Source organism: Brevundimonas sp. CURTG3B2_SDJG (assembly GCF_057364705.1).
The window spans coordinates 1-22059 of the sequence record NZ_JBNFOJ010000010.1; the positions used below are offsets into that span (position 1 = coordinate 1).

At 68.7% G+C, this 22059-nt stretch carries 11 protein-coding genes and 4 pseudogenes; 6 read left to right on the plus strand and 9 right to left on the minus strand.

The features are described 5' to 3' along the window. Positions 1–207: 207 nt before the first annotated feature. From AC2W7C_RS01240 to AC2W7C_RS01255, 4 genes and pseudogenes are all read right to left on the minus strand, one after another. A complete protein-coding gene (locus AC2W7C_RS01240) occupies positions 208–1038 on the minus strand; it encodes a LytR/AlgR family response regulator transcription factor (RefSeq protein WP_485999811.1) in 831 nt (276 codons plus the stop codon). 131 nt (positions 1039–1169) lie between these two features. Beyond that, positions 1170–5366 (minus strand): DNA-directed RNA polymerase subunit beta', encoded by a 4197-nt coding sequence (rpoC, locus tag AC2W7C_RS01245; protein ID WP_485999812.1) that lies wholly within the window; start codon positions 5364–5366, stop codon positions 1170–1172. Positions 5367–5545: 179 nt separating this feature from the next. Beyond that, positions 5546–9663, minus strand: a pseudogene (gene rpoB / locus AC2W7C_RS01250) (DNA-directed RNA polymerase subunit beta). A 372-nt stretch (positions 9664–10035) separates the two neighbouring features. Beyond that, entirely contained in the window at positions 10036–10371 is a 336-nt protein-coding gene (locus AC2W7C_RS01255) for a hypothetical protein (RefSeq protein ID WP_485999813.1), read from the minus strand. Between the two features lie 173 nt (positions 10372–10544). Between AC2W7C_RS01255 and AC2W7C_RS01260 the strand changes: the two genes are divergently transcribed. After that, on the plus strand, positions 10545–10970 hold the full coding sequence (locus AC2W7C_RS01260; RefSeq protein ID WP_485999814.1) for an FKBP-type peptidyl-prolyl cis-trans isomerase: 426 nt from the start codon (positions 10545–10547) through the stop codon (positions 10968–10970). A 155-nt stretch (positions 10971–11125) separates the two neighbouring features. Here the strand turns inward: AC2W7C_RS01260 and AC2W7C_RS01265 are convergent, their stop codons facing one another. Beyond that, the gene (locus AC2W7C_RS01265; RefSeq protein ID WP_485999815.1) at positions 11126–11935 is read right to left on the minus strand and encodes a gliding motility protein GldB-related protein; all 810 of its coding nucleotides are present in this window, start codon (positions 11933–11935) and stop codon (positions 11126–11128) included. Positions 11936–12397: 462 nt separating this feature from the next. Here AC2W7C_RS01265 and AC2W7C_RS01270 point away from each other — a divergent pair. Beyond that, a pseudogene (locus tag AC2W7C_RS01270) lies at positions 12398–14187 on the plus strand (M61 family metallopeptidase). Positions 14188–14200: 13 nt separating this feature from the next. Beyond that, a complete protein-coding gene (locus tag AC2W7C_RS01275; protein ID WP_485999816.1) occupies positions 14201–16162 on the plus strand; it encodes a M61 family metallopeptidase in 1962 nt (653 codons plus the stop codon). Here the strand turns inward: AC2W7C_RS01275 and AC2W7C_RS01280 are convergent. Next, positions 16159–16796, minus strand: a pseudogene (locus tag AC2W7C_RS01280) (LysR substrate-binding domain-containing protein). The gene AC2W7C_RS01275 and the pseudogene AC2W7C_RS01280 sit on opposite strands and share 4 nt — an antisense overlap. An 82-nt stretch (positions 16797–16878) precedes the next feature. Next, positions 16879–17031 (minus strand): annotated as a pseudogene (locus AC2W7C_RS01285) (LysR family transcriptional regulator); the annotation flags it as partial. Between the two features lie 381 nt (positions 17032–17412). On the opposite strand from AC2W7C_RS01285, the gene AC2W7C_RS01290 reads away from it, so the two are divergent. Continuing rightward, positions 17413–18246 (plus strand): hypothetical protein, encoded by an 834-nt coding sequence (locus AC2W7C_RS01290; RefSeq protein WP_485999817.1) that lies wholly within the window; start codon positions 17413–17415, stop codon positions 18244–18246. Beyond that, positions 18243–19106: a hypothetical protein gene (locus AC2W7C_RS01295; protein WP_485999818.1), complete on the plus strand. Its 864-nt coding sequence runs from the start codon at positions 18243–18245 to the stop codon at positions 19104–19106. The genes AC2W7C_RS01290 and AC2W7C_RS01295 overlap by 4 nt, the downstream gene beginning before the upstream one ends. Before the next feature lie 90 nt (positions 19107–19196). Here the strand turns inward: AC2W7C_RS01295 and rplL are convergent, their stop codons facing one another. Continuing rightward, on the minus strand, positions 19197–19586 hold the full coding sequence (gene rplL, locus AC2W7C_RS01300; protein ID WP_485999819.1) for a 50S ribosomal protein L7/L12: 390 nt from the start codon (positions 19584–19586) through the stop codon (positions 19197–19199). A 66-nt stretch (positions 19587–19652) separates the two neighbouring features. Beyond that, positions 19653–20168: a 50S ribosomal protein L10 gene (rplJ, locus tag AC2W7C_RS01305; protein ID WP_485999820.1), complete on the minus strand. Its 516-nt coding sequence runs from the start codon at positions 20166–20168 to the stop codon at positions 19653–19655. Positions 20169–20567: 399 nt separating this feature from the next. Here rplJ and AC2W7C_RS01310 point away from each other — a divergent pair. Next, positions 20568–22059 (plus strand): DUF4153 domain-containing protein (locus AC2W7C_RS01310; protein ID WP_485999821.1); only part of this gene is annotated, 1492 nt, incomplete at its 3' end.

Here is a 22059-nt window from a genome sequence, read left to right on the forward strand (position 1 = left end):
CCGCGTAGGCCTGGCCGACGGCGTCGGCCCCCTGGGCGAAGGCCGGCGCGCAGCCGCCCCACAGGACGGCGGCCAGCACAAGGTCGCGCAGCTTCATCGATTCCGATCCCCGAAAGTGATCGCCCACCGATAGCGGCGGCGGGGCCCCGGCTTCGGAAAATGCGGCTGGCCGACGCGCCCTGTCGGCGAACCGACAGAGGGTCTCGGCTAGAGGACCCGGTCGCGCAGCAGCCGCGAACCCGCCCGGCTGGCCTGGATGATCTCGCCGCTTTCCATGTGCAGCAGCAGCCGCCCGTTCCCCGCCGGTTCGGCCTTGGCGACGCGGTCCAGGTTGACGATGTGGGACCGGTGCACCCGGACGAACCGCTCCGGATCCAGCGAGGCCTCGAACTCCGAAAGGGTCATCCGCACCAGGTGCGCGCCCGAAAGGGTGCGGACTTCTGCATAGTCGTCGGCTCCGGCGATGCTGACGATGGCGGCCACCTCGATCGGGCGCAGGTCGTCGCCGGTTCGGATGAAGTAGCGGGACAGCTCGCCCGGTCTGGCCTCCGCGGCCTCCGGCGCCTCTCCTCGAACCCCGGCGACGACCCCGGCCGGAGGTCGGGCCTCCAGATGGACCAGGGCGGCGACCAGTCCGTAGGTCGTGGCGTTCTGCAGCGTCTGCCAGGCCATGGCGCGCGGATCGAACGGCCTCACGTCGAACTCCGTCGCCGACACTCCGTACATCAGGCCCAGCAGAACCAGCAGCAGCCAATAGGCCAGCAGAACGAAGGCCAAGCCGACGATCAGATGGCCCAGCGCCGTCGCCGGCGGCGCCCGGCCGACGATCCACCGCAGGATCAGGGCCCTCGCCGCCAGTCCCGGCAGCACCACGGCGACGGTGTTGGCCACCCCGCCCGTCAACGCCGCCACGAACAAGTCGCCGCGCGCGGCCATCAGCACGGCCGTATAGGCGACCAGCACCACCAGGGCCGCCGCCGCGTGACGGAGCGAAAGCGGCGGGATCGGATGCGGCGGGGCGACGGTCTCTCGAGTCATGCGGGCCTGCGTCGTTCAAGCGACCTTACGCCAATAGCCAAGCCTGACGATCCTCGGAACGCGGGGCGCGCCAAAGAAAAAGGCGGCCCCGTCGCCGGAGCCGCCCCTTCAGTTCAATCCACAGGACCGGATCAGCCTTCCGACTGCTCCAGCTCCAGGGCCAGATCGGCCGGCAGCGGCTCGACCAGGTCCTCGCGGGCCTGGGTCAGGACCGCGTCGCGCTCGTTGGCGATCTTCTGCAGCGACCGCAGGTAGGCGCCGGTGCCCGCCGGGATCAGCCGGCCGACGATGACGTTCTCCTTCAGGCCTTCCAGCGTGTCGCGCTTGCCGTTGACCGAGGCGTCGGTAAGGACGCGGGTGGTCTCCTGGAACGACGCCGCCGAGATGAAGCTGCGGGTCTGCAGCGACGCCTTGGTGATGCCCAGCAGGACCGGCTGCGTGACGGCCAGGCGGCCGCCGCGCTTCTCGACCTTGGCGTTCTCCAGCGCGGCCTCGGCCACCTCGACCGTGTCGCCACGGATCAGGGTGGTTTCACCCGAGTCGAGCACCTCGACCTTCTGCAGCATCTGGCGAACGATCACCTCGATGTGCTTGTCGTTGATCGGCACGCCCTGCAGTCGGTAGACCTCCTGCACTTCGTTGACCAGGTACTCGGCCAGCGCCTCGACGCCCTGGATGCGCAGCAGATCGTGCGGATCCGGGTTGCCGTCGATGATGTAGTCGCCCTTCTGGATCAGATCGCCGTCGTGGACGGAGATGTGCTTGCCCTTCGGGATCAGGAACTCGACCGCTTCGCCCTGGACGCCGTTGGCGTCGACTTCCGGGGTGATCTTGATGCGGCGCTTGTTCTTGTAGTCGCGGCCGAATTCGACGCGGCCGTCCATCTCGGCGATGACCGCGCAGTCCTTCGGACGACGGGCTTCGAACAGCTCGGCCACCCGCGGCAGACCGCCGGTGATGTCGCGGGTCTTGGCGCCTTCGGTCGGAACGCGGGCGATGATCTCGCCCGGCTTGACCTCGTCGCCGTTCGACACGGACAGAACCGCGCCCACCGGCAGCAGGTAGCGGGCGTCGGAGCCCGAGGCCAGCTTGGCGTAGGCGTCGCCGTTGGTCACGCCCATGGCCGGACGCAGGTCCGAGCCGCGGGGGCTGGCGCGCCAGTCCGAGACCACGCGCTGCGCGATGCCGGTGGCTTCGTCGGTTTCCTCGCGGACCGACAGGCCCTCGACCAGGTCCTCGAAGCGGATCGTACCGGCCACTTCGGTCAGGATCGGGGTGGTGTAGGGGTCCCACTCCGCCAGACGCTGACCCTTGGCGATGTCGCCGCCGTCCTTGACGCGGATGCGGGCGCCGTACGGGACCTTGTGGGTCTCGCGGTCCTTGCCGTCCACGACCACGGTGACGACGACGTTGCGGCTGAGCGCCACCAGGTCGCCGTGCGCCGCCTTGACGGTCGGGCCGACGATCTTGGCCTTGCCGGCGTTGGTCGCCTCGAAGAACGAGGTCTCGGCCACCTGGGCGGTGCCGCCGATGTGGAAGGTCCGCATCGTCAGCTGGGTGCCGGGCTCGCCGATCGACTGGGCGGCGATGACGCCGACCGCTTCGCCGATGTTGACGTTGGTGCCGCGGGCCAGGTCACGGCCGTAGCACATGCCGCAGATGCCGGCCTCGGCCTCGCAGGTCAGGGCCGAGCGGACCTTGACCGACTGGACGCCGGCGGCCTCGATCGCCTCGATCTCTTCTTCCTGCAGATAGGTGTCCGCCGGGAAGATGACCGTGTCCGTGCCGGGCTCCTTGATGTCCTCGGCCGCATAACGGCCCAGGACGCGCTGGCCCAGCGAGACCAGGACGTCGCCGCCCTCGACCACCGCCCTGAGGGTGATGCCGCGGGTCGAGCCGCAGTCTTCCTCGGTGACGATCGAGTCCTGCGCCACGTCCACCAGACGGCGGGTCAGATAGCCCGAGTTGGCGGTCTTCAGCGCGGTGTCGGCCAGACCCTTGCGGGCGCCGTGGGTGGAGTTGAAGTACTCCAGCACGGTCAGACCTTCCTTGAAGTTCGAGATGATCGGCGTCTCGATGATCTCGCCCGACGGCTTGGCCATCAGGCCCCGCATGCCGCCCAGCTGCTTCATCTGCGCCTGCGAACCGCGGGCGCCGGAGTTGGCCATCATGAACACCGAGTTGATGTCCGGGTTCTGGCCCTTCAGCAGCACGCGCGGCTGGGCGATTTCGCCCATCATCGCGTCGGCGATCTTGTCCGTGGCCTTGGCCCAGGCGTCGACCACCTTGTTGTACTTCTCGCCCTTGGTGATCAGGCCGTCGGCGTACTGTTGCTCGTACTCTTCGACCTGGGTGCGGGTGTCCGCCACCAGGCCGGCCTTGGCGGCCGGAATGACGATGTCGTCCTTGCCGAACGAGATGCCGGCCTTGGCCGCCTCGCGGAAGCCCAGCTGCATCATCTGGTCGGCGAAGATGACCGTCGCCTTCTGACCGCAGTGCCGATAGACCTGATCGATCAGGTTGCCGATCTCCTTCTTGGTCAGGTTCTTCTCGAGCAGGCGGTAGCCGATGTTCGGGTTGTGCGGCAGCAGCGCGCCCAGCTTCATCCGGCCCGGGGTCGTGTCGATCACCTTGGTGACGATCTCGCCGGCCGCGTTCATCTCGGTCCAGCGGGCCTTGATCTTCGTGTGAAGGGTCACGGCCTTGGCGTCGAGCGCGGCGTCGATCTCGCCCATGTTGGCGAACAGCTTGCCCTCGCCCTTCTCGCCGTCCTTGACCAGCGACAGGTAGTACAGGCCCAGGACGATGTCCTGCGACGGCACGATGATCGGCTTGCCGTTGGCGGGCGACAGGATGTTGTTCGTCGACATCATCAGGACGCGCGCTTCCAGCTGGGCCTCGAGGCTCAGCGGGACGTGAACGGCCATCTGGTCGCCGTCGAAGTCGGCGTTGAACGCGGTGCAGACCAGCGGGTGCAGGCGGATGGCCTTGCCCTCGATCAGCTTCGGCTCGAACGCCTGGATGCCCAGACGGTGCAGCGTGGGCGCGCGGTTCAGCAGAACCGGGTGCTCGCGGATCACCTCGTCCAGGATGTCCCAGACCTGCGGCTGCTCACGCTCGACCATGCGCTTGGACTGCTTGACGGTGCCTGACAGGCCCTTGGCGTCCAGGCGCGCGTAGATGAACGGCTTGAACAGCTCCAGCGCCATCTTCTTGGGCAGGCCGCACTCGTGCAGCTTCAGTTCCGGACCCACGGTGATGACCGAACGGCCCGAATAGTCGACGCGCTTGCCCAGCAGGTTCTGACGGAAGCGGCCCTGCTTGCCCTTCAGCATGTCGGCCAGCGACTTCAGGGGACGCTTGTTGGCGCCCGTGATCACGCGGCCGCGGCGGCCGTTGTCGAACAGGGCGTCGACCGATTCCTGCAGCATCCGCTTTTCGTTGCGGATGATGATGTCCGGCGCCCGCAGCTCGATCAGGCGCTTCAGGCGGTTGTTCCGGTTGATGACCCGGCGGTAAAGGTCGTTCAGGTCCGAGGTGGCGAAGCGGCCGCCGTCCAGCGGCACCAGCGGGCGCAGTTCCGGCGGGATGACCGGCACGACCGTCAGGATCATCCACTCCGGCTTGTTGCCGCTCTCCAGGAAGGCCTCGATCAGCTTCAGGCGCTTGGACGCCTTCTTGGCCTTCATTTCCGACGGGTTGTCGGCCAGTTCGGCGCGGTGCTTTTCGGCTTCCTGGTTCAGGTCGATGCCCATCAGCAGGTTGCGCACGGCCTCGGCGCCGATCTCGGCGGTGAAGCCGTCATCGCCGAACTCTTCCTGGTAGCGGTAGAACTCGTCTTCCGTCAGCAGCTGGTTCTGCTTCAGCGGCGTCAGGCCCGGCTCGGTGACGATGTAGTTCTCGAAGTACAGGACCCGCTCGACGTCCTTCAGCGCCATGTCCAGCATCAGCGAGATGCGCGACGGCAGCGACTTCAGGAACCAGATGTGGGCGACCGGGCTGGCCAGCTCGATGTGGCCCATCCGCTCGCGGCGGACGCGGGCCAGGGTGACCTCGACGCCGCACTTCTCGCAGATGATGCCCTTGTACTTCATGCGCTTGTACTTGCCGCACAGGCATTCGTAGTCCTTGGTCGGGCCAAAGATACGGGCGCAGAACAGGCCGTCACGCTCAGGCTTGAACGTGCGGTAGTTGATGGTTTCCGGCTTCTTGATCTCGCCGAACGACCACGACCGGATCTTCTCCGGCGAGGCCAGGGCGATGCGGATCTGGTCGAAGGTCGGGGTGACCGGGACCGGGTTGAAGATGTTCAGGACTTCCTGGTTCATCTTGGTTCCTTCTGCGGCGGGGGAGCCGCGATAAATCTCAAAGGGTGGAGAGCTCTCCTCCCCCTTCCTGGGGAGGTGGCGGCGAAGCCGACGGAGGGGGTCTTTCGACCGTGCGGAGGTTCCCCCTCCGGCCCTCCGGGCCACCTCCCCCAGAGGGGGGAGGAGACCGTTGGCTTCGCTTATGAGTTCTCCAGCTCCACGTTCAGGCCCAGCGAGCGCATTTCCTTGACGAGAACGTTGAAGCTCTCGGGGATGCCCGCCTCGAAGCTGTCGTCGCCGCGGACGATCGCCTCGTAGACCTTGGTGCGGCCGGCCACGTCGTCGGACTTCACCGTCAGCATTTCCTGCAGGGTGTAGGCGGCGCCGTAGGCTTCCAGCGCCCACACCTCCATCTCGCCGAAGCGCTGGCCGCCGAACTGCGCCTTGCCGCCCAGCGGTTGCTGGGTGACGAGCGAGTACGGCCCGATGGAGCGGGCGTGGATCTTGTCGTCGACCAGGTGGTGCAGCTTCAGCATGTAGATGTAGCCGACCGTGACCGGACGCTTGAACTGCTCGCCGGTCTGACCGTCGTAGACGACCGACTGGCCCGAGCGATCCAGACCGGCCTTCTCCAGCAGGTCCTCGATGTCGTTGATGTGCGCGCCGTCGAAGACCGGGGTCGCGAACGGAACGCCCTTCGAGAGATTGCGGGCCAGCTCGACCAGTTCCTCTTCCGACTCCGGCAGCGGGGTCTCCGTGCCGTAGATCGATTGCAGGTGGTCGATCAGCGCCTTCTTCTGACCGCCCTGCTGCCAGGCTTCCAGCAGACCCTGGATCTGCTTGCCCAGGCCCGCGGCGGCCCAACCCAGGTGGGTCTCGAAGATCTGGCCGATGTTCATGCGCGACGGCACGCCCAGCGGGTTCAGAACCAGGTCGACGGTGGTGCCGTCTTCCAGGTGCGGCATGTCCTCGATCGGCAGGATTTTGGAGATGACGCCCTTGTTGCCGTGACGGCCGGCCATCTTGTCGCCCGGCTGAAGCTTGCGCTTCACGGCCACGAAGACCTTGACCATCTTCATCACGCCCGGGGGCAGTTCGTCGCCACGCTGCAGCTTCTCGACCTTGTCCTCGAAGCGGCGGTCCAGCGCCTTGCGGGCGTCCTCGAACTGCTTCTTCATGGCCTCGAGCTCGCCCATCGCCTTCTCGTCGTCGAGGGCGATCTGCCACCACAGGCCCTTGGACAGCTCGGCCAGCTTCTCCTCGGTGACCTCGCCGCGGCCCAGGCCCTTCGGACCCGAGACGGCGTTCTTGCCCAGGATCAGCGGCTTCAGGCGGCCATAGACGTTGCGCTCCAGGATCTTGAGCTCGTCGTCGCGGTCCTTGCCCAGGCGCTCGATCTCGGCGCGCTCGATCGCCATGGCGCGCTCGTCCTTGTCGACGCCGTGGCGGTTGAAGACGCGCACGTCGACGATGGTGCCGGCGACGCCGGGCGGCAGGCGCAGCGAGGTGTCGCGCACGTCCGAAGCCTTCTCGCCGAAGATGGCGCGCAGCAGCTTCTCTTCCGGAGTCATCGGGCTTTCGCCCTTCGGCGTCACCTTGCCGACCAGGATGTCGCCCGGCTGGACTTCGGCGCCGATCGCCACGATGCCGGCCTCGTCGAGGTTGCGCAGGGCTTCCTCGCCGACGTTCGGGATGTCGCGGGTGATCTCTTCCGGCCCCAGCTTGGTGTCGCGGGCCATGACCTCGAACTCCTCGATGTGGATCGAGGTGAAGACGTCGTCGCGCACGATGCGCTCCGAGATCAGGATCGAGTCTTCGAAGTTGTAGCCGTTCCAGGGCATGAACGCGACCAGGGCGTTGCGGCCCAGGGCCAGTTCGCCCAGGTCCGTCGACGGCCGTCGGCGATCACGTCGCCGGCCTTCACCTCATCGCCCACGCGCACGATCGGGCGCTGGTTGATGCAGGTCGACTGGTTCGAACGCTGGAACTTCGACAGGCGGTAGATGTCGACGCCCGAGCGGCCGGCGTCCAGGTCGCCGGTGGCGCGCACGACGATGCGGGTGCCGTCGATCTGTTCGACGACGCCGTCACGACGGGCGACCACGACGGCGCCGGAGTCGACGGCCACGACCGCTTCCATGCCGGTGCCGACCAGCGGCGCGTCCGACTGGACCAGCGGCACGGCCTGGCGTTGCATGTTGGCGCCCATCAGCGCACGGTTGGCGTCGTCGTTCTCCAGGAACGGGATCAGCGCCGCGGCGACCGAGACGACCTGCTTGGGCGACACGTCCATCATGTCGACGTCGGCCTTGGTCAGCAGCTGGGATTCGCCGTTGATCCGGCCGGGGACCAGGTCCTCGACGATCTCGCCGTTGTTCAGCTCGATGTTGGCCTGGGCGATGACGTGCTTCGCCTCTTCCATGGCCGAGATGTAGACCACCTCGTCCTGGGCCTTGCCGTCCTTCACGCGACGGTACGGGCTCTCGATGAAGCCGTACTTGTTCACCCGCGCGTGGGTGGCGAGCGAGTTGATCAGGCCGATGTTCGGGCCTTCCGGCGTCTCGATCGGGCAGATGCGGCCGTAGTGGGTCGGGTGCACGTCGCGGACTTCGAAGCCCGCGCGCTCACGCGTCAGACCGCCCGGCCCAAGCGCCGACAGGCGGCGCTTGTGGGTGATTTCCGACAGCGGGTTCGTCTGGTCCATGAACTGCGACAGCTGCGACGAACCGAAGAATTCGCGCACGGCCGCGGCGGCCGGCTTGGCGTTGATCAGGTCGTGCGGCATCACCGTGTCGATATCGACCGAGGACATGCGCTCCTTGATGGCGCGCTCCATCCGCAGCAGGCCGACGCGGTACTGATTCTCCAGCAGTTCGCCGACCGAGCGGACCCGGCGGTTGCCCAGGTTGTCGATGTCGTCGATCTCGCCCTGGCCGTCCTTCAGGCCGACCAGGATCTGCAGGACCTTCAGCACGTCTTCCTTGCGCAGCACGCGGATCTCGTCCGAGACCTCGGGGCTTTCCAGGCGCATGTTCATCTTGACCCGGCCGACGGCCGACAGGTCGTAGCGCTCGCTGTCGAAGAACAGCGACTGGAACATGGCTTCGGCGGCTTCCGGGGTCGGCGGCTCGCCCGGACGCATCACGCGATAGACGTCGAACAGCGCGTCCTCGCGGCCCGTGTTCTTGTCGATGCGCAGGGTGTTGCGCATGTAGGCGCCGACCGTGACGTGGTCGATGTCCAGCACGTCGATGGTCGTGAAGCCCTGCTCTTCCAGCAGGTTGATCGCGGCCTGGTCCAGCTCGTCGCCGGCCTCGGCGTAGATCTCGCCGGTCTCGTAGTTGACCGCGTCGGCGGCCAGGTACTTGGTCAGCAGGGCGTCGGCCGCCAGCGACAGCGACTTCAGGCCGTTGTCGGCCAGCTTCTTGGCCTGGCGGGCGCTGATCTTGGTCCCGGCCGGAGCCACGACCTCGCCGGTGTCGGCGTCGATCAGGTCGAACTCGGGCTTCACCCCGCGCCAGCGCTCGGGCTTGTACGGCGTGACCCAGCCCTCGCCGCGCTTCTCGTAGGGCACGGTCTCGTAGAAGGTCTTGAGGATTTCCTCGCCGTCCATGCCCAGGGCCATCAGGAAGGTCGAGGCCGGCAGCTTCCGGCGGCGGTCGATGCGGACGTAGACGATGTCCTTGGCGTCGAACTCGAAGTCCAGCCACGAGCCGCGGTACGGGATGACGCGGGCGGCGAACAGCAGCTTGCCCGAGCTGTGCGTCTTGCCCTTGTCGTGGTCGAAGAAGACGCCCGGCGAACGGTGCATCTGGGACACGATCACCCGCTCGGTCCCGTTGACGATGAAGGTGCCCTTGTCCGTCATGAGCGGGATGTCGCCCATGTAGACGTCCTGCTCCTTGATGTCCTTGACCGAGCGCGCGCCGGTCTCTTCGTCCATCTCGAACACGATCAGGCGCAGCTTGACCTTCAGCGGAGCCGCGTAGGTCATGTCGCGCTGGATGCACTCCTCGACGTCGTACTTCGGCTCCTCGAACTCGTACGAGACGTATTCCAGGATGGCGCGTTCGTTGAAGTCCTTGATCGGGAAGACCGACTTGAAGACCGCCTCGATGCCCTCGTCCGAGCGCTGGCCCGGCCGGCCCTCGCGCTGCAGGAACTGCTCGTACGACGCGCGCTGAACCTCGATCAGGTTCGGCATCTGCACCGCTTCCGGGATGCGGCCGAACGAGTGGCGGATGCGCTTCTTGCCGGTGAACGAGGTGGCGGTGAGGAACTGACCGTTGACGGTGAGCTCCGCTTTGGACTTGGCCATTCTGTCTTCCCAATGCCAGCCGGGCAGCTGGCTTCAAATGCAGCAGCCACGGCCCGCCGGACGGCGACCCGTGACCATCGGTTTCGGCGTCCACCCTCGGGCCTTTCGGCTCCAGGACGCCTGAAATGTAGGGCTCCCTTGGGGAGGAGCGCGCCTTCGCACCGGTCGGAGGGCGACAAACCGGGCCTCGGCGCTTTCGCGCGGACTCATGACGGAGTTAGCGGAACGCGCTGATATACTCGCTTTGGCGGCGAAATAAAGACCGGCGTCGGCTAATTTTCGCGGGCGCGCCTCGACGCCCGCGCCGTCCGCCGATCCCGCCGCACGGAACGGTCCGTCCGCCCCCGCCCCTCGCGGAGACGGACGGAGGGTTCAGGCGCGTCCGACCAGCCGAGACCGATCCGCCAGGGCTTCGACCGCCTGCTTCTGCACATTCACGGCGGCGAACAGCCAGGCGGACACTTCCCGCAAGGCCATGACGTCCTTGCCGTCGGATCGCAGTCCGCCGCTCAGACCGTCGGCGATGACCGACAGCTTCATGGCCGCGTCCGACTGGGACATGGTCTTGAACTCGAGAATTTCCGTTTCCGTCAGGTCGCAATCGTCCGCGATCTCGATTTCGGTCCGCGAACTGGGTTGCTCGTTCAGCAAAGCTCTGAAACGGTCGACCAACTCCAACAAAGACAGGCGGGCATGGGAAGCGCGCATGTCATCCTCCCTCATTATCGACGAAATTCAACGTACCGTGAATCTCTGAACAGAGGGTTAGGAAAAACACTAGGTTCGCTATGAAACACCTTGTTGTAACTGCCCTATTGGCGACCGGCCTTGGCCTGGCGGCGTGTGCGGGCGACCCTGCGCCGGCCGCTCCCCAGGCGGCCTTGGGCACGGGCACGGCCGAGGGCTGGGCCGCCGGCAATCTTGAGTATCTTCGCATCAACGGCGCCCGCCGGGGCTGGACCACGACCGAGAGCGGACTGCAGTACCGCCGCGTCGGCCCCGCCCGTCCCGAGGGCCGCCAGCCGGCCGCGACCGATACGGTCAAGGTCCACTACCGCGGGACCTTCGTGGACGGCCGCCAGTTCGACAGCAGCTATGACCGCAACGAGCCGGCCGAGTTCCCGCTGAACCGCGTCATCAAGGGCTGGACCGAGGGCGTCGCCCTGATGCGCGAGGGCGAAAAGTTCGAGTTCGTGATCCCCGCCTCGCTCGGCTACGGCCAGCGTTGGGTCGGCGGCGACGAGCTGCCGCCCGATTCGACCCTGCTGTTCACCGTCGAGCTCTTGGAAGTGAAGCCGGCCGTCTGACCGCGCTCCTCGTCATTCCGGGGCTTCGCGCAGCGAAGAACCCGGAACCCAGGAGTGCGCCTTCGTCGTCGGCGGCGCATCATTCAGCCGACGGGACCTCCTGGGTCCCCGGTTCGCGCTTCGAGCGCCCCGGAATGACGGCGGATTGTAGATACTCAGCCCAAAGATCCCGGCCGCCAGCCGCTTTCCGCCAGGAAGGCCTTGGCGTCGGTCATCCGCAGCATCTCGGCCAGGGCCTGCCGCTTATCGGCGGCCTGGACGTAGTAGGCCTTGGCGATCCGGTACCCGACCCAATAGCCTAGGTCGCCCGGCTTCTCCGGCGTGGAGTTGTAGGCCCAGGCCGACAGGTCCCGCTTGTCCATGTCGGCCAGGAAGGCCGTCTCGATCTCGGCCTCGCGCCCGGCCACGAGCGGATCCAGATAGGCATAGGCCCCGTCGCCCGAGACCAGCTCGGTCACGAACTCGGCGATCCCCTCGATCAGCGACACCTCCAGCACCGTGGGCGTCTCGTTGTCGACCAGGGCCTCGACCTGCTGGACGTGCACGAACTCGTGCACCAGCACCCGGACGAACCGGTCCTCGACGTCGGGATTGATGAAGTCGCTGGCGCACAGCGCCTCCAGCCCGATCTGGATGCCGGTGACCGGGCTGCCCACCCCGATCGGCCGACCGCGCCCGATGGCGAAGGTCGCCGGCGGCAGCTTCGCTTCGGGATACAGCGCCTTCAGGCGATCCAGGGCCTCGGTCACCCGCCCCCGGACCCGCGGCAGCACGGTGACGCATTCACGGGCCTCGACGTAGATCTCCGGCCGGTTCGTCATCGCCTCGGCCATCCGCGTCCCGGTGACGTTGCGCAGCCGCACCAGATGCCTCAACCCCTCCGAGCCTTGATCCAGATAGGCCTGCAGCTGCTCCGCCGTCGGCCGCCCGCCGGCGGCGTCGTACAGGGCGTAGAACCGGTCCACGTCCCCCGGTCTCGACCACCAGCCTGTCCGGCCGGGCGGCCTCCTGCGCGCCCAGGGGCGAGGCGGTCAGAAGCGCCGCGCCGGCGGCCAGGCTGGTCAGCAGGATCTTGGAACGCACGCGACCTCCGAGGGGAAACGCCGGAAAACGGCGAAGCTAGCACCGAAGGCGCCGTCCTCCATTCCCTCTCGAGCCGGGCCGGGAACATGACAGGGATTTAATGCGCTGCGTCCCCGGCCGGGTTGACCCCCAGGCCCCCGCGTCGTGATCTGCCGCCCCCTGACCATCCGACGAGTCCCGATGATGCGTTCCGCCGCCCGCCTGCTCGCCGCCGCCAGCGCCGCCGCCCTGCTCATCGGCTCCGTCCCGGCGCTGGCCAGATCGCCGCCCCCGCCCTGCCCGTGGCCCTGGCGCCGATCCCCGCCCCGCGGGACGCCGCCTACCCGGGTGTGATCGGCATCGAGGTGGACGCCACCGACATCGAGCGTCGCATCGTCTCGGTCCGGCAGACCATTCCGGTCACCGGCCCCGGCCCGCTGATCCTGCTCTATCCGCAGTGGATCCCCGGCGCCCACGGCCCCGTCGGGCCCGTCGACGACGTCGCCGACCTCAGGATCACGGCCGGCGGCCGGACCCTGCCCTGGGTCCGCAACACCCTTCACACCAACGCCTTCCAGGTCGAGGTCCCCGCCGGGGTCTCCGCCGTAGAGGTCGCCTTCAAATGGCTGACCCCCATCGAGAGCGGCCAGGGCCGCGTCGTCGTCACCGACGAGATGCTGAACATCCAGTGGGAAAAGGCCCTGCTCTATCCGGCCGGCTATTATTCCCGCCAGATCACCTTCCAGCCCTCGCTGCGCCTGCCCGCGGGCTGGAACTACGGCGCGGCGCTGGACACCCGCTCCTTCCAGGACGGCCTGGCCACCTTCGCCCCCATCACGCTCGAGCATCTGGCCGACAGCCCCGTCTTCGCCGGACGCCACTACCGCCAGATCGACCTCGACCCGGGCGGCCGCTCTCCCGTCCGCCTGAACGTCGTCGCCGACGACCCGGCCATGCTGGCGGCCACCGACGCCCACATCGCCCTGCACCGCGAGCTGGTCCGCCAGGCCGACCGCCTGTTCGGCGCCCGCCACTTCGACCACTACGACTTCTTGCTGGCGGTCACCGATCGCCTGGGCGGAATCGGGCTGGAGCACATGCGCTCCTCCGAGAACAGCGTCGACCCGAAATACTTCACCGATCCGACCGGCACGCTCGCCGACCGCGACCTGCTGGGCCACGAATACACCCATTCCTGGAACGGCAAGTGGCGCCGCCCGGCGGACCAGCTGGTCCCCAACCTCAACACCCCGCTGCAGAACTCGCTCCTCTGGGTCTACGAGGGCCAGACCCAGTACTGGGGCCTGGTCCTGACCGCCGCGCGGGCCTGATGACCAAGCAGCAGGCCCTGGACGTCCTGGCCAACACCGCCGCGACCTACGCCGACGACAACCCCGGCCGCGCCTGGCGCGCGATGCAGGACACCACCAACGACCCCATCATCGCCCAGCGCCGCCCCCAGCCCTGGAGCAGCTTCCAGCGCGGCGAGGACTACTATCGCGAAGGCGCCATGATCTGGCTCGACGCCGACACCCTGATCCGCGAGCAGTCCGGGGGCCGCCGGTCGCTGGACGACTTCGCCAAGGCCTTCTTCGGCGTCCAGGACGGAAACTGGGATCCCGCGCCCTACACCTTCGACGAGGTGACCACGACGCTGAACGGCGTCCAGGCGAACGACTGGGCCTCGTTCCTGCGCGCCCGCCTCGACGCCGTCGGTCCCGAGGCCCATGGCCCGCTGGGCGGCGTCGAGCGCGGCGGCTACCGCCTGGTCTGGCGCGAGACGCCCAACGACTACTCCAAGGCTCTGAACGCCGAACTCGGGCGCGTCGACTTTCAGTACTCCCTGGGCCTGTCCCTGAACACGTCGAACCGCGTCACCGCCGTGCGCTGGGGATCGCCCGCCTTCGAGGCGGGCCTGCGATCGGGCTGGGAGGTCGTCGCCGTCAACGGCCGCGCCGCCAGCGCCGCCGTCCTGGCCGAGGCGATCACCGCCTCCAAGGGGAACGCCACGCCCATCGAGATGATGCTCAAGAACGGCGAGCGCTTCCGCACTCTCCGCTTCGACTACCACGACGGCCTGCGCTACCCGCACCTCGAACGGATCGAGGGAACCCCCGACCGCCTGGGCGACATTCTCGCCCCCCGCCGCCGCTGACCGCGAGGACCCGATGATCCGCACCGCCGCCCTCGCGCTCCTGCTCGCGTCCACCGCCTCGGGCGCCTTCGCCCAGGTCCCGGCGTCGCAGGCCGCCACGCCCCTGCCGGCGCGACCAGCCTGCCGCACGCCCTGCCGCCGATTCCGGCCCCCGCAGGACCGCGACTACCCGGGAACCATCGGCATTCAGGTCGACCTGACCGACCTGGATCACAAGGTCGTCCGCACCCGCCAGACCATCCCGGTCTCGGCCGGCCACCTGGTGCTGCTCTATCCGAAATTCATTCCCGGCAACCACGCCGACACCGGCCCGATCCAGCTGGTCTCGGGCGTCACCGTCACCGGGAACGGCCGCCGCATCGAGTGGATCCGCGACACCGTCGACCCTCACGCCTTCCACCTGGACATCCCGGCGGGCGTGACCTCCATCGAGGTCGCCTTCGAATGGCTGACCCAGCCCGACAACGCGGTGTGGCGCGTGGTCATGACGCCCGAGATGGTCAACCTGCAGTGGGAGAAGGCCCTGCTCTACCCCGCGGGCTACAACCACGACCGCATCACCTTCGCCCCCTCGGTGCGCCTGCCCGCGGGCTGGAACTACGGCGTGGCCCTGACCACCACGGGCCGCCAGGGCGATGTCGCGACCTTCGCCCCGATCTCGCTGGAGCACCTGGCCGACAGCCCGATGTTCGCCGGCAAGCACTACCGCCGCATCGACATCGATCCGGGCGGCCGCTCGCCGGTGCACCTGAACCTGGTCGGCGACACCGCCGCCTCCGTGAACGCCTCGCCCGAGTGGGTCGCGAAATACGAAGCCCTGGTCGACCAGGCCGACCGCCTCTTCGGCGCCCGTCACTTCGACCACTACGAGTTCCTGCTGGCCCTGACGTCCAAGATGGGCGGCATCGGGCTGGAGCATCACCGCTCATCCGAGAATACGGCCAGCCCCTCCTACTTCTCGTCGGCCTCCCCCGACTACGGCGCTCGCTCCCTGCTGCCGCACGAGTTCACCCACAGCTGGAACGGCAAGTTCCGCCGGCCGTCCGACGAATACGTCCCCAACTTCAACGTCCCCACCCAGAACAGCCTGATGTGGGTCTACGAAGGCCAGACCGAGTACTGGGGCGACGTCCTGACGGCGCGCTCGGGCCTGGGCACGATGGACGAGGCGGTGGCCAACCTCGCCGATGTCGCCGGCTTCTACGACCAGCAGCCCGGTCGCCGGTGGCGGGCGCTTCAGGACACCACCAATCACAACCTGCTGGGCTACCGCCTGACCAATCCCTGGTCGTCGTGGATGCGCGGCACCGGCGACTACTACCGCGAGGCCCTGCTGATCTGGCTGGACGCCGACACCCTGATCCGCGAGCAGACCGGCGACCGCAAGTCGCTGGACGACTTCGCCCGAGCCTTCTTCGGCGTCGATGACGGGGTCTGGGAGGCCAAGCCCTACACCTTCGACGACGTGGTCCAGGCTCTGAACGCCGTCCACCCCCATGACTGGGCGGCCTTCCTGCGCGCCCGCCTGGACGCCGTCGGCCCCGACGCCGAGGCGCCCCTGGACGGTCTGGAGCGAGCCGGCTGGCGCCTGACCTACGTCGATGCGCTGAACCCTGTCGAAAAGCGCATCCAGTCCGGTTGGGCCAACGACTTCCAGTACTCCCTGGGCTTCACCCTCAGCTCCGCCAACCGCATCACCGGCGTCCGCTGGGGCGGCCTGGCCTTCGAGCAGGGCCTGGGGGCCGGCTGGGACCTGGTCGCCGTCGGCGACCGCGTCGCTTCGGCCGACGCGCTGCGCGAGGCGGTCACCGTCGCCAAGGGCGGAACCGAACCCATCGTCCTGGTCGTGCGCCGCGGCGACGAGTTCCGCACCGTCTCCTTCGACTACCACGACGGCCTGCGCTACCCGCGCCTGGTCCGGATCGAGGGGACCCGCGACCGCCTGGCCGACATCTTCGCGCCGCGCCGGAGCTAGCCTCCGGCCTCGGACAGCAGCCAGTCGCGGAAGGCCTCGACCTTCGGCGCCAGCGCGCGCACCGCCGGATAGACGATCCAGAACGCCCGCCCGTCCCCGGCCAGGTGGGGATGGGCCTGCGCCAGCCGGCCCGCCGCCAGCTCGTCCTGGAACAGGATCGGCGACCCGATCGCGACCCCGTGCCCGGCGATCGCCGCGGCCATGTCCAGGTGCTCGGCCGACAGCCGGGTTCCGAACCGGTCCGCGGCCGGCGGCTCCAGCCCCTGGTCCCTGAACCAGATCGCCCACCAGTCCGGCCGCCCAGCAGAGGAACCTCCGCCCGGCCCTCCGCCAGCCCCCTCGCCGCCGCCAGCAGCTCGGGCGCGCACAGGGGGGCGAAGACGCTGGGGAACAGTTTCACCGCCCGCAGGCCCGGCCATTTCCCGTGCCCGTTGCGGATCGCCACGTCGAACCCCTCGGCCGCCAGGTCGCGGGCCTCCGCCGACAGGTCCAGATCGACGCTCAACTCGGGATGCAGCGTCCGGAACCGGCCCAGGCGCGGCGCCAGCCAGCTGGTTCCCAGCGTCGGCAGGGCCGTGACCCGCAGCTGCGTCCGGTCGATGTCCGCCGCCCGCACGAAGCTGGCCCGCAGCATGGCGAAGGCGGCGATCGCCTCGGCGGCCACCGTCTCCCCCGCCGGCGTCAGCTCCACCCGTTGCGGCAGGGCGGCGGAACAGGGCCGCCCCGATCTGGGTCTCCAACTGCCGCACGTGATAGCTCACCGCCGCCGCCGTGGTCTCCAGCTCCCGCGCCGCCGGCGCGAACCCGCCCAGCCGCGCGGCCGCCTCGAAGGCGCGGATCGACGACAACGACGGAAATCGCGAGACCATAAGCCTGACTTAGCCTGAAGGCGCGGGCGACGCCTATCCCTCCATCCTCGACGGCCTCGCCCTACCCAAGTCTGCCTTTGGGTCGTGCGCCGACTTTCGCGTCCCGCCCGGCGGACCAGCGGCGCAGAACCGGCGAAACGGAGAACGCAGCATGACCCACGACGCCCCCGGACCGGATCGCCGCGACGTGCTGGCCGCGCTGAGCGGCGGCCTGACGCTGGCGGCGCGCCTCTTTCGTCCGCGCGGCGCCCGGCCCGGCGCGAGCGGGATTGGGCGTGGCTGGTCGGCGATTGGGACGTCTCCCACCGCCGCCTGCGCCGCCGCCTGGCCGGCGACACGCAGTGGGACGAATTCGCCGGGCGCAGCGCCGTCTGGCTGACCATGGGCGGCCTGGGCACCATCGACGACAACGTCCTGGACCTGCCCGGCGGCGTCTATCGCGCCACCGGGATACGCGCCTTCGATCCCGTCGCCGGCAAATGGCTGATCTGGTGGCTGGACGGCCGCAATCCCACCCGCATCGACCCGCCCGTTCTGGGGACCTTCGACGGCGAAGAGGGCCTGTTCCTGGGCGAGGACGTCTTCGAAGGCCGGCCCATCCAGGTCCGTTTCCGCTGGCACGACATCCACGGCCCGCGCCCCCATTGGGACCAGGCCTTCTCGCCCGACGCCGGCGCGACGTGGGAGATCAACTGGACCAACGCCTTCACCCGCACCTCGCCGACGCCTTCGCCCTTCCCGCCCGAGGCCGGACGCCCGCCGGACTTCGACTTCCTGGTCGGCCGCTGGCGCGTCGCCCATCGCCGCCTCAAGGCCCGCCTGGCCGGATCGTCGGACTGGGAGACCTTCGGCGGGACGCTGGAGAACTGGCCGGTGCTGGGCGGCCGGGGCAACGTCGGCGACAACCTGTTCGACCGCCCCTCCGGCCCGGTCCGCGGCGTCGGCCTCCGGGCCTTCGACCCCGCGTCGGGCGATTGGCTGAGCTGGTGGCTGGACGGGCGCACGCCCTCGGTCATCGGCCCGCCGCTGAAAGGCCGGTTCGCCGACGGCGTCGGCGTCTTCCGCAACGAGGAGACCATCGACGGCCGGCGCGTGCTGCAGCGGGTGGTCTGGTCCCACATCACCCCTCGCTCGGCCCGCTGGGAGCAGGCGTCCTCCCTCGACGGCATGGACTGGGAGGTGAACTGGGTCAGCGAGTTCGAGAGGGCGGCGTGACGCTCTGGCTCCTGGCCCTCGCCCTGCCGCTGACCGCCGCGGACGCCCCGCCCCGCTTCGTCCCGACCACGGCGGTCCAGGTCTTCGCCCCCGGCGTGGCCTCGACGGCCCATGGCGAGATCCGCCTGACCCTCAGCCCCGACGGCCGCACCGCCCTGTGGTTCAGCCGCGACCGCCCCGGCGGCGCCGGCGGCTACGACATCTGGATGGCGCGCCGCACCGCCGACGGCTGGTCTCCCGCCGTCCCCGTGGCTTTCAACACCCGCCCGGGAGTTCGATCCGGCCTTCTCGGCGGACGGGCGGACTGTCTTCTTCTGCTCGGACCGGCCCGGCGGCGCCGGCGGCTCCGACCTGTACCGCGTCGCCTTCAGGGACGGCCGCTTCGGCGCGGTGGAGACCCTGGGCCCGGCGGTCAACAGCCCGGGCGACGAGTTCGCCCCCATGCTGGCCGGGGACGGTCGCCGCCTGCTGTTCTCCAGCGACCGCCTGGGCGGCGCCGGCGGCCACGACCTCTATGTCGCCGAGCGCGGTCGGTCCGGTTTCGCGCCGCGCGGGCGCTGCCGGGCGGAGCCAACACCGCCGCCCACGAGTTCGACGCCACCTTCCTGCGCGACGGCCGCACGATCGTCTTCGCCCGGGCGGCGGACTTCGCGGCCAGCCGGGTGGATCTGTTCGTCTCGTTCCGGATGAACCAGGCCTACGGTCCGGGCGAACGCCTGCCCGAACCGGTCAACGATCCCGCGCAGGACACCTACGGCGCCATGATCGACTGGTCGGCGCCGGACCGCCTGCTGTTCTCGGCCCGGCGCGACGCCGGCCGCGGGATGGACCTCTACGTCGTCGGTTATCGCCTCGACTGAAGCGCAAAGGAAAACGGGCCGGGGATCGCTCCCCGGCCCGCCTGAAGTGTTCGAGCCGCCGCCCCGAAAGGCGACAGGCCAGATCCCATCTTACTTGATGGTGACCTTGGCGCCGGCTTCTTCCAGCTTCTTCTTGATCTCTTCGGCGGTTTGCTTCGAGACGTTTTCGACGACGTTCTGCGGAGCGCCTTCGACCAGGTCCTTGGCTTCCTTCAGGCCCAGGTCCGAGCGGACGCCGCGAACTTCCTTGATGACGTTGATCTTCTTGTCGCCGCCGTCGGTCAGGACGACGGTGAACTCGGTTTGCTCTTCACCGGCCGGAGCGGCGTCGCCGCCGCCGGCGGCCGGAGCGGCCATGGCCATGGCGACCGGAGCAGCGGCGCTGACGCCCCACTTTTCTTCCAGCAGCTTCGAGAGTTCGGCGGCTTCCAGAACGGTCAGCGCCGACAGGTCTTCAACGATCTTGGCGAGGTCAGCCATAGGGTAGTTCCTTCGGTAGGATGGGTTTCAGTAGAGGTATGCAGAGATGATCGATCTTGGGTCCGCTTACGCGGCGTCCTTCGTGGCGTAGGCGTTGAAAACGCGCGCCAGTTGGCCCGCCGGGGCTTGCACGACGCCGGCGATCTTGGTCGCGGGGGCGTTGAGCAGGCCGAGCAGCGAAGCGCGGATCTGGTCCAGCGACGGCAGCTTGGCGAGGGTGTCGACACCCTTCGCGTCCACGACCGTGGCGCCCATGAAGCCGCCCAGGATGACGAACTTGTCGTTGCCCTTGGCGAACTCGGACGAGACCTTGGCGGCCGTCACCGGATCGTTGGCGTACGCGATGCCCACGGGGCCCTTGAACAGGCCGTGGTAGTCGCTGCCCTCTTCGGCTTCGAGCGCCTTCAGCGCCAGGCGGTTCTTGACCACCTTGAACGTGCCGCCTTCCTTGCGGAGGCGTCCACGCAGATCTTCCATTTCCGCAACGGTCAGACCCAGGTTGTGGGTCACGACCACGGCGCCCGCGTCGGCGAAAACGCCCTTCAGCGTTTCGATCGACTCGGCTTTTTGTGCGCGGTCCATTGCGGTCTCCAGTCTGGTATTCGCCGCCGGGCTTATTCCCGACGACGGATTTGGCTGAGGCGTCTGCGCATCGCTGCGAGACGTTCAGGCCGGTCGTATTGTCCGAAGGAAGCTCAAACCCCGTGCCCCCGGAAAACCGGGCGACGGCTGTCGTCTGCATCCCCATCTCCCCACGGCGCCAGAGGGCTCTCTGACAGTTACGGCATGGGTGGCCCCCACGCCCCGAAGTTCTCGGACAGGACCGCCGGAACCGAGGTCCCGACGGAGAAGGCGCGCTCTATACACGGAACCGCGGGAAACTCAAGCGCCGGGCCGCCTGCACGGCGTCTGCACCATAAATCCCCGAGACGCCCCTCACCTTCTGGGGCAACCTTCGCCCTGGGATACGGAGGGACGCCCATGACCGACGCCGTCGAAGCCACCGGCCGCAGCAGCCTGGGGCGAACCGCATCGCCCCATGTCATCGGCTTCCGGCTGGCGGTCGGCCTGCTGCAGGGCGCCGCCCTGTGGTGGTTGTATCGGTCGGCCTCGGCCTTCGGATCCCTGTGCAGCGAATTGGGCGGCGACTGCGGTTTCCGCAACTATTGGCCGGCCACCGTTCCGGAGCTGTTCGGGCCGCTGGCGATGATCTTCGTCATGGTCCCGGTCCTGCTGCTGGCCGGCGTGGGCCGCATGCGCTGGCGGACCCTGTTGCTCTGGGCGCTCGGCGCCACGGCCTTCCTGGCGTTGCTGGGCTGGCACAACGTGGTGTCCCAGTCGGCCTCGCCCGGCTATGGCCCTCGCGAATATCCCCCCTTCCTGAACATGCCCATGCCCCTGTTCGCGGCGGCGGCCCTGTTCATCGGCCACCACCTGGTCCTTCCGGCCGACATGGAGCGGCGCTGGATCGCGGCCTTCCCGACCTATTTCGACACCGCCTGGAAAGCCGGCGTCCAGCTGGTTCTGTCGATAGGATTCACCGGCGCCCTGTGGGTGCTGCTCTTCCTGGGCGCGGCCCTGTTCAACGTTATCGGCCTGGAGTTCCTCCGCGAGCTGATCACCCAGGACTGGTTCTCCATCCCGGTCACCTGCGTGACCTTCGCCCTGGCGGTTCATCTGACCGACGTCCGCGACGGCCTGATCCGGGGCGTCCGCAGCGTCGCCCTGATGCTGCTGTCCTGGCTGCTGCTGCTGATGACCGTCCTGGCCGGGGGCTTCCTGGCCGCCCTGCCTTTCACCGGCCTGGAGGGCCTGTGGGAGACCGGCAGCGCCACCGCCCTGGTCTTGTCGGCCGCCGCCGCCCTGATCATCCTGATCAACACCGCCTATCAGGACGGCCGCGCCGACAACCTGCCGCCGGCGATCCTGCGCATCGCCGTCCGGGTCGCCTCCGTGCTGCTGACGCCCCTGGTCGTCATCGCCTTCTGGGGCCTGGCTCTGCGTATCGGCCAGCACGGGCTGACCCCGGACCGCATCATAGCCCTCGCCTGCGCGATCATCGGCGCCGCCTATGCGGGCGGCTACGGCTTCGCCGCCCTGCAGCCCTTCTGGCGCAAGGGAACGGATTGGATGCAGCCGCTGGAGCGCACCAACGTCTGGACCGCCGTGCTTGAGATCGCGGTGATCCTGGCGCTGTTCAGCCCCATCGCCGACCCGGCCCGTCTGTCGGTCGCCGACCAGGTCGCCCGGCTGGAGCGCGGCGCGGTTGCGCCCGACAAGTTCGACTACCGCTTCCTGCGCTTCGACAGCGGCTCGGCCGGCCAGGCGGCGCTCGCCCGCCTCACCCGATCCTCCGATCCCGAAACGGCCCGCCGCGCGCGTGCCGCGCAGAAGGCCGAGTCTCGCTGGCCGAGAGATCGGGTCGGCGCTCCCGACGTCACCCCCCGCCTTCGAAAATCGTCCCCGGCCGGCG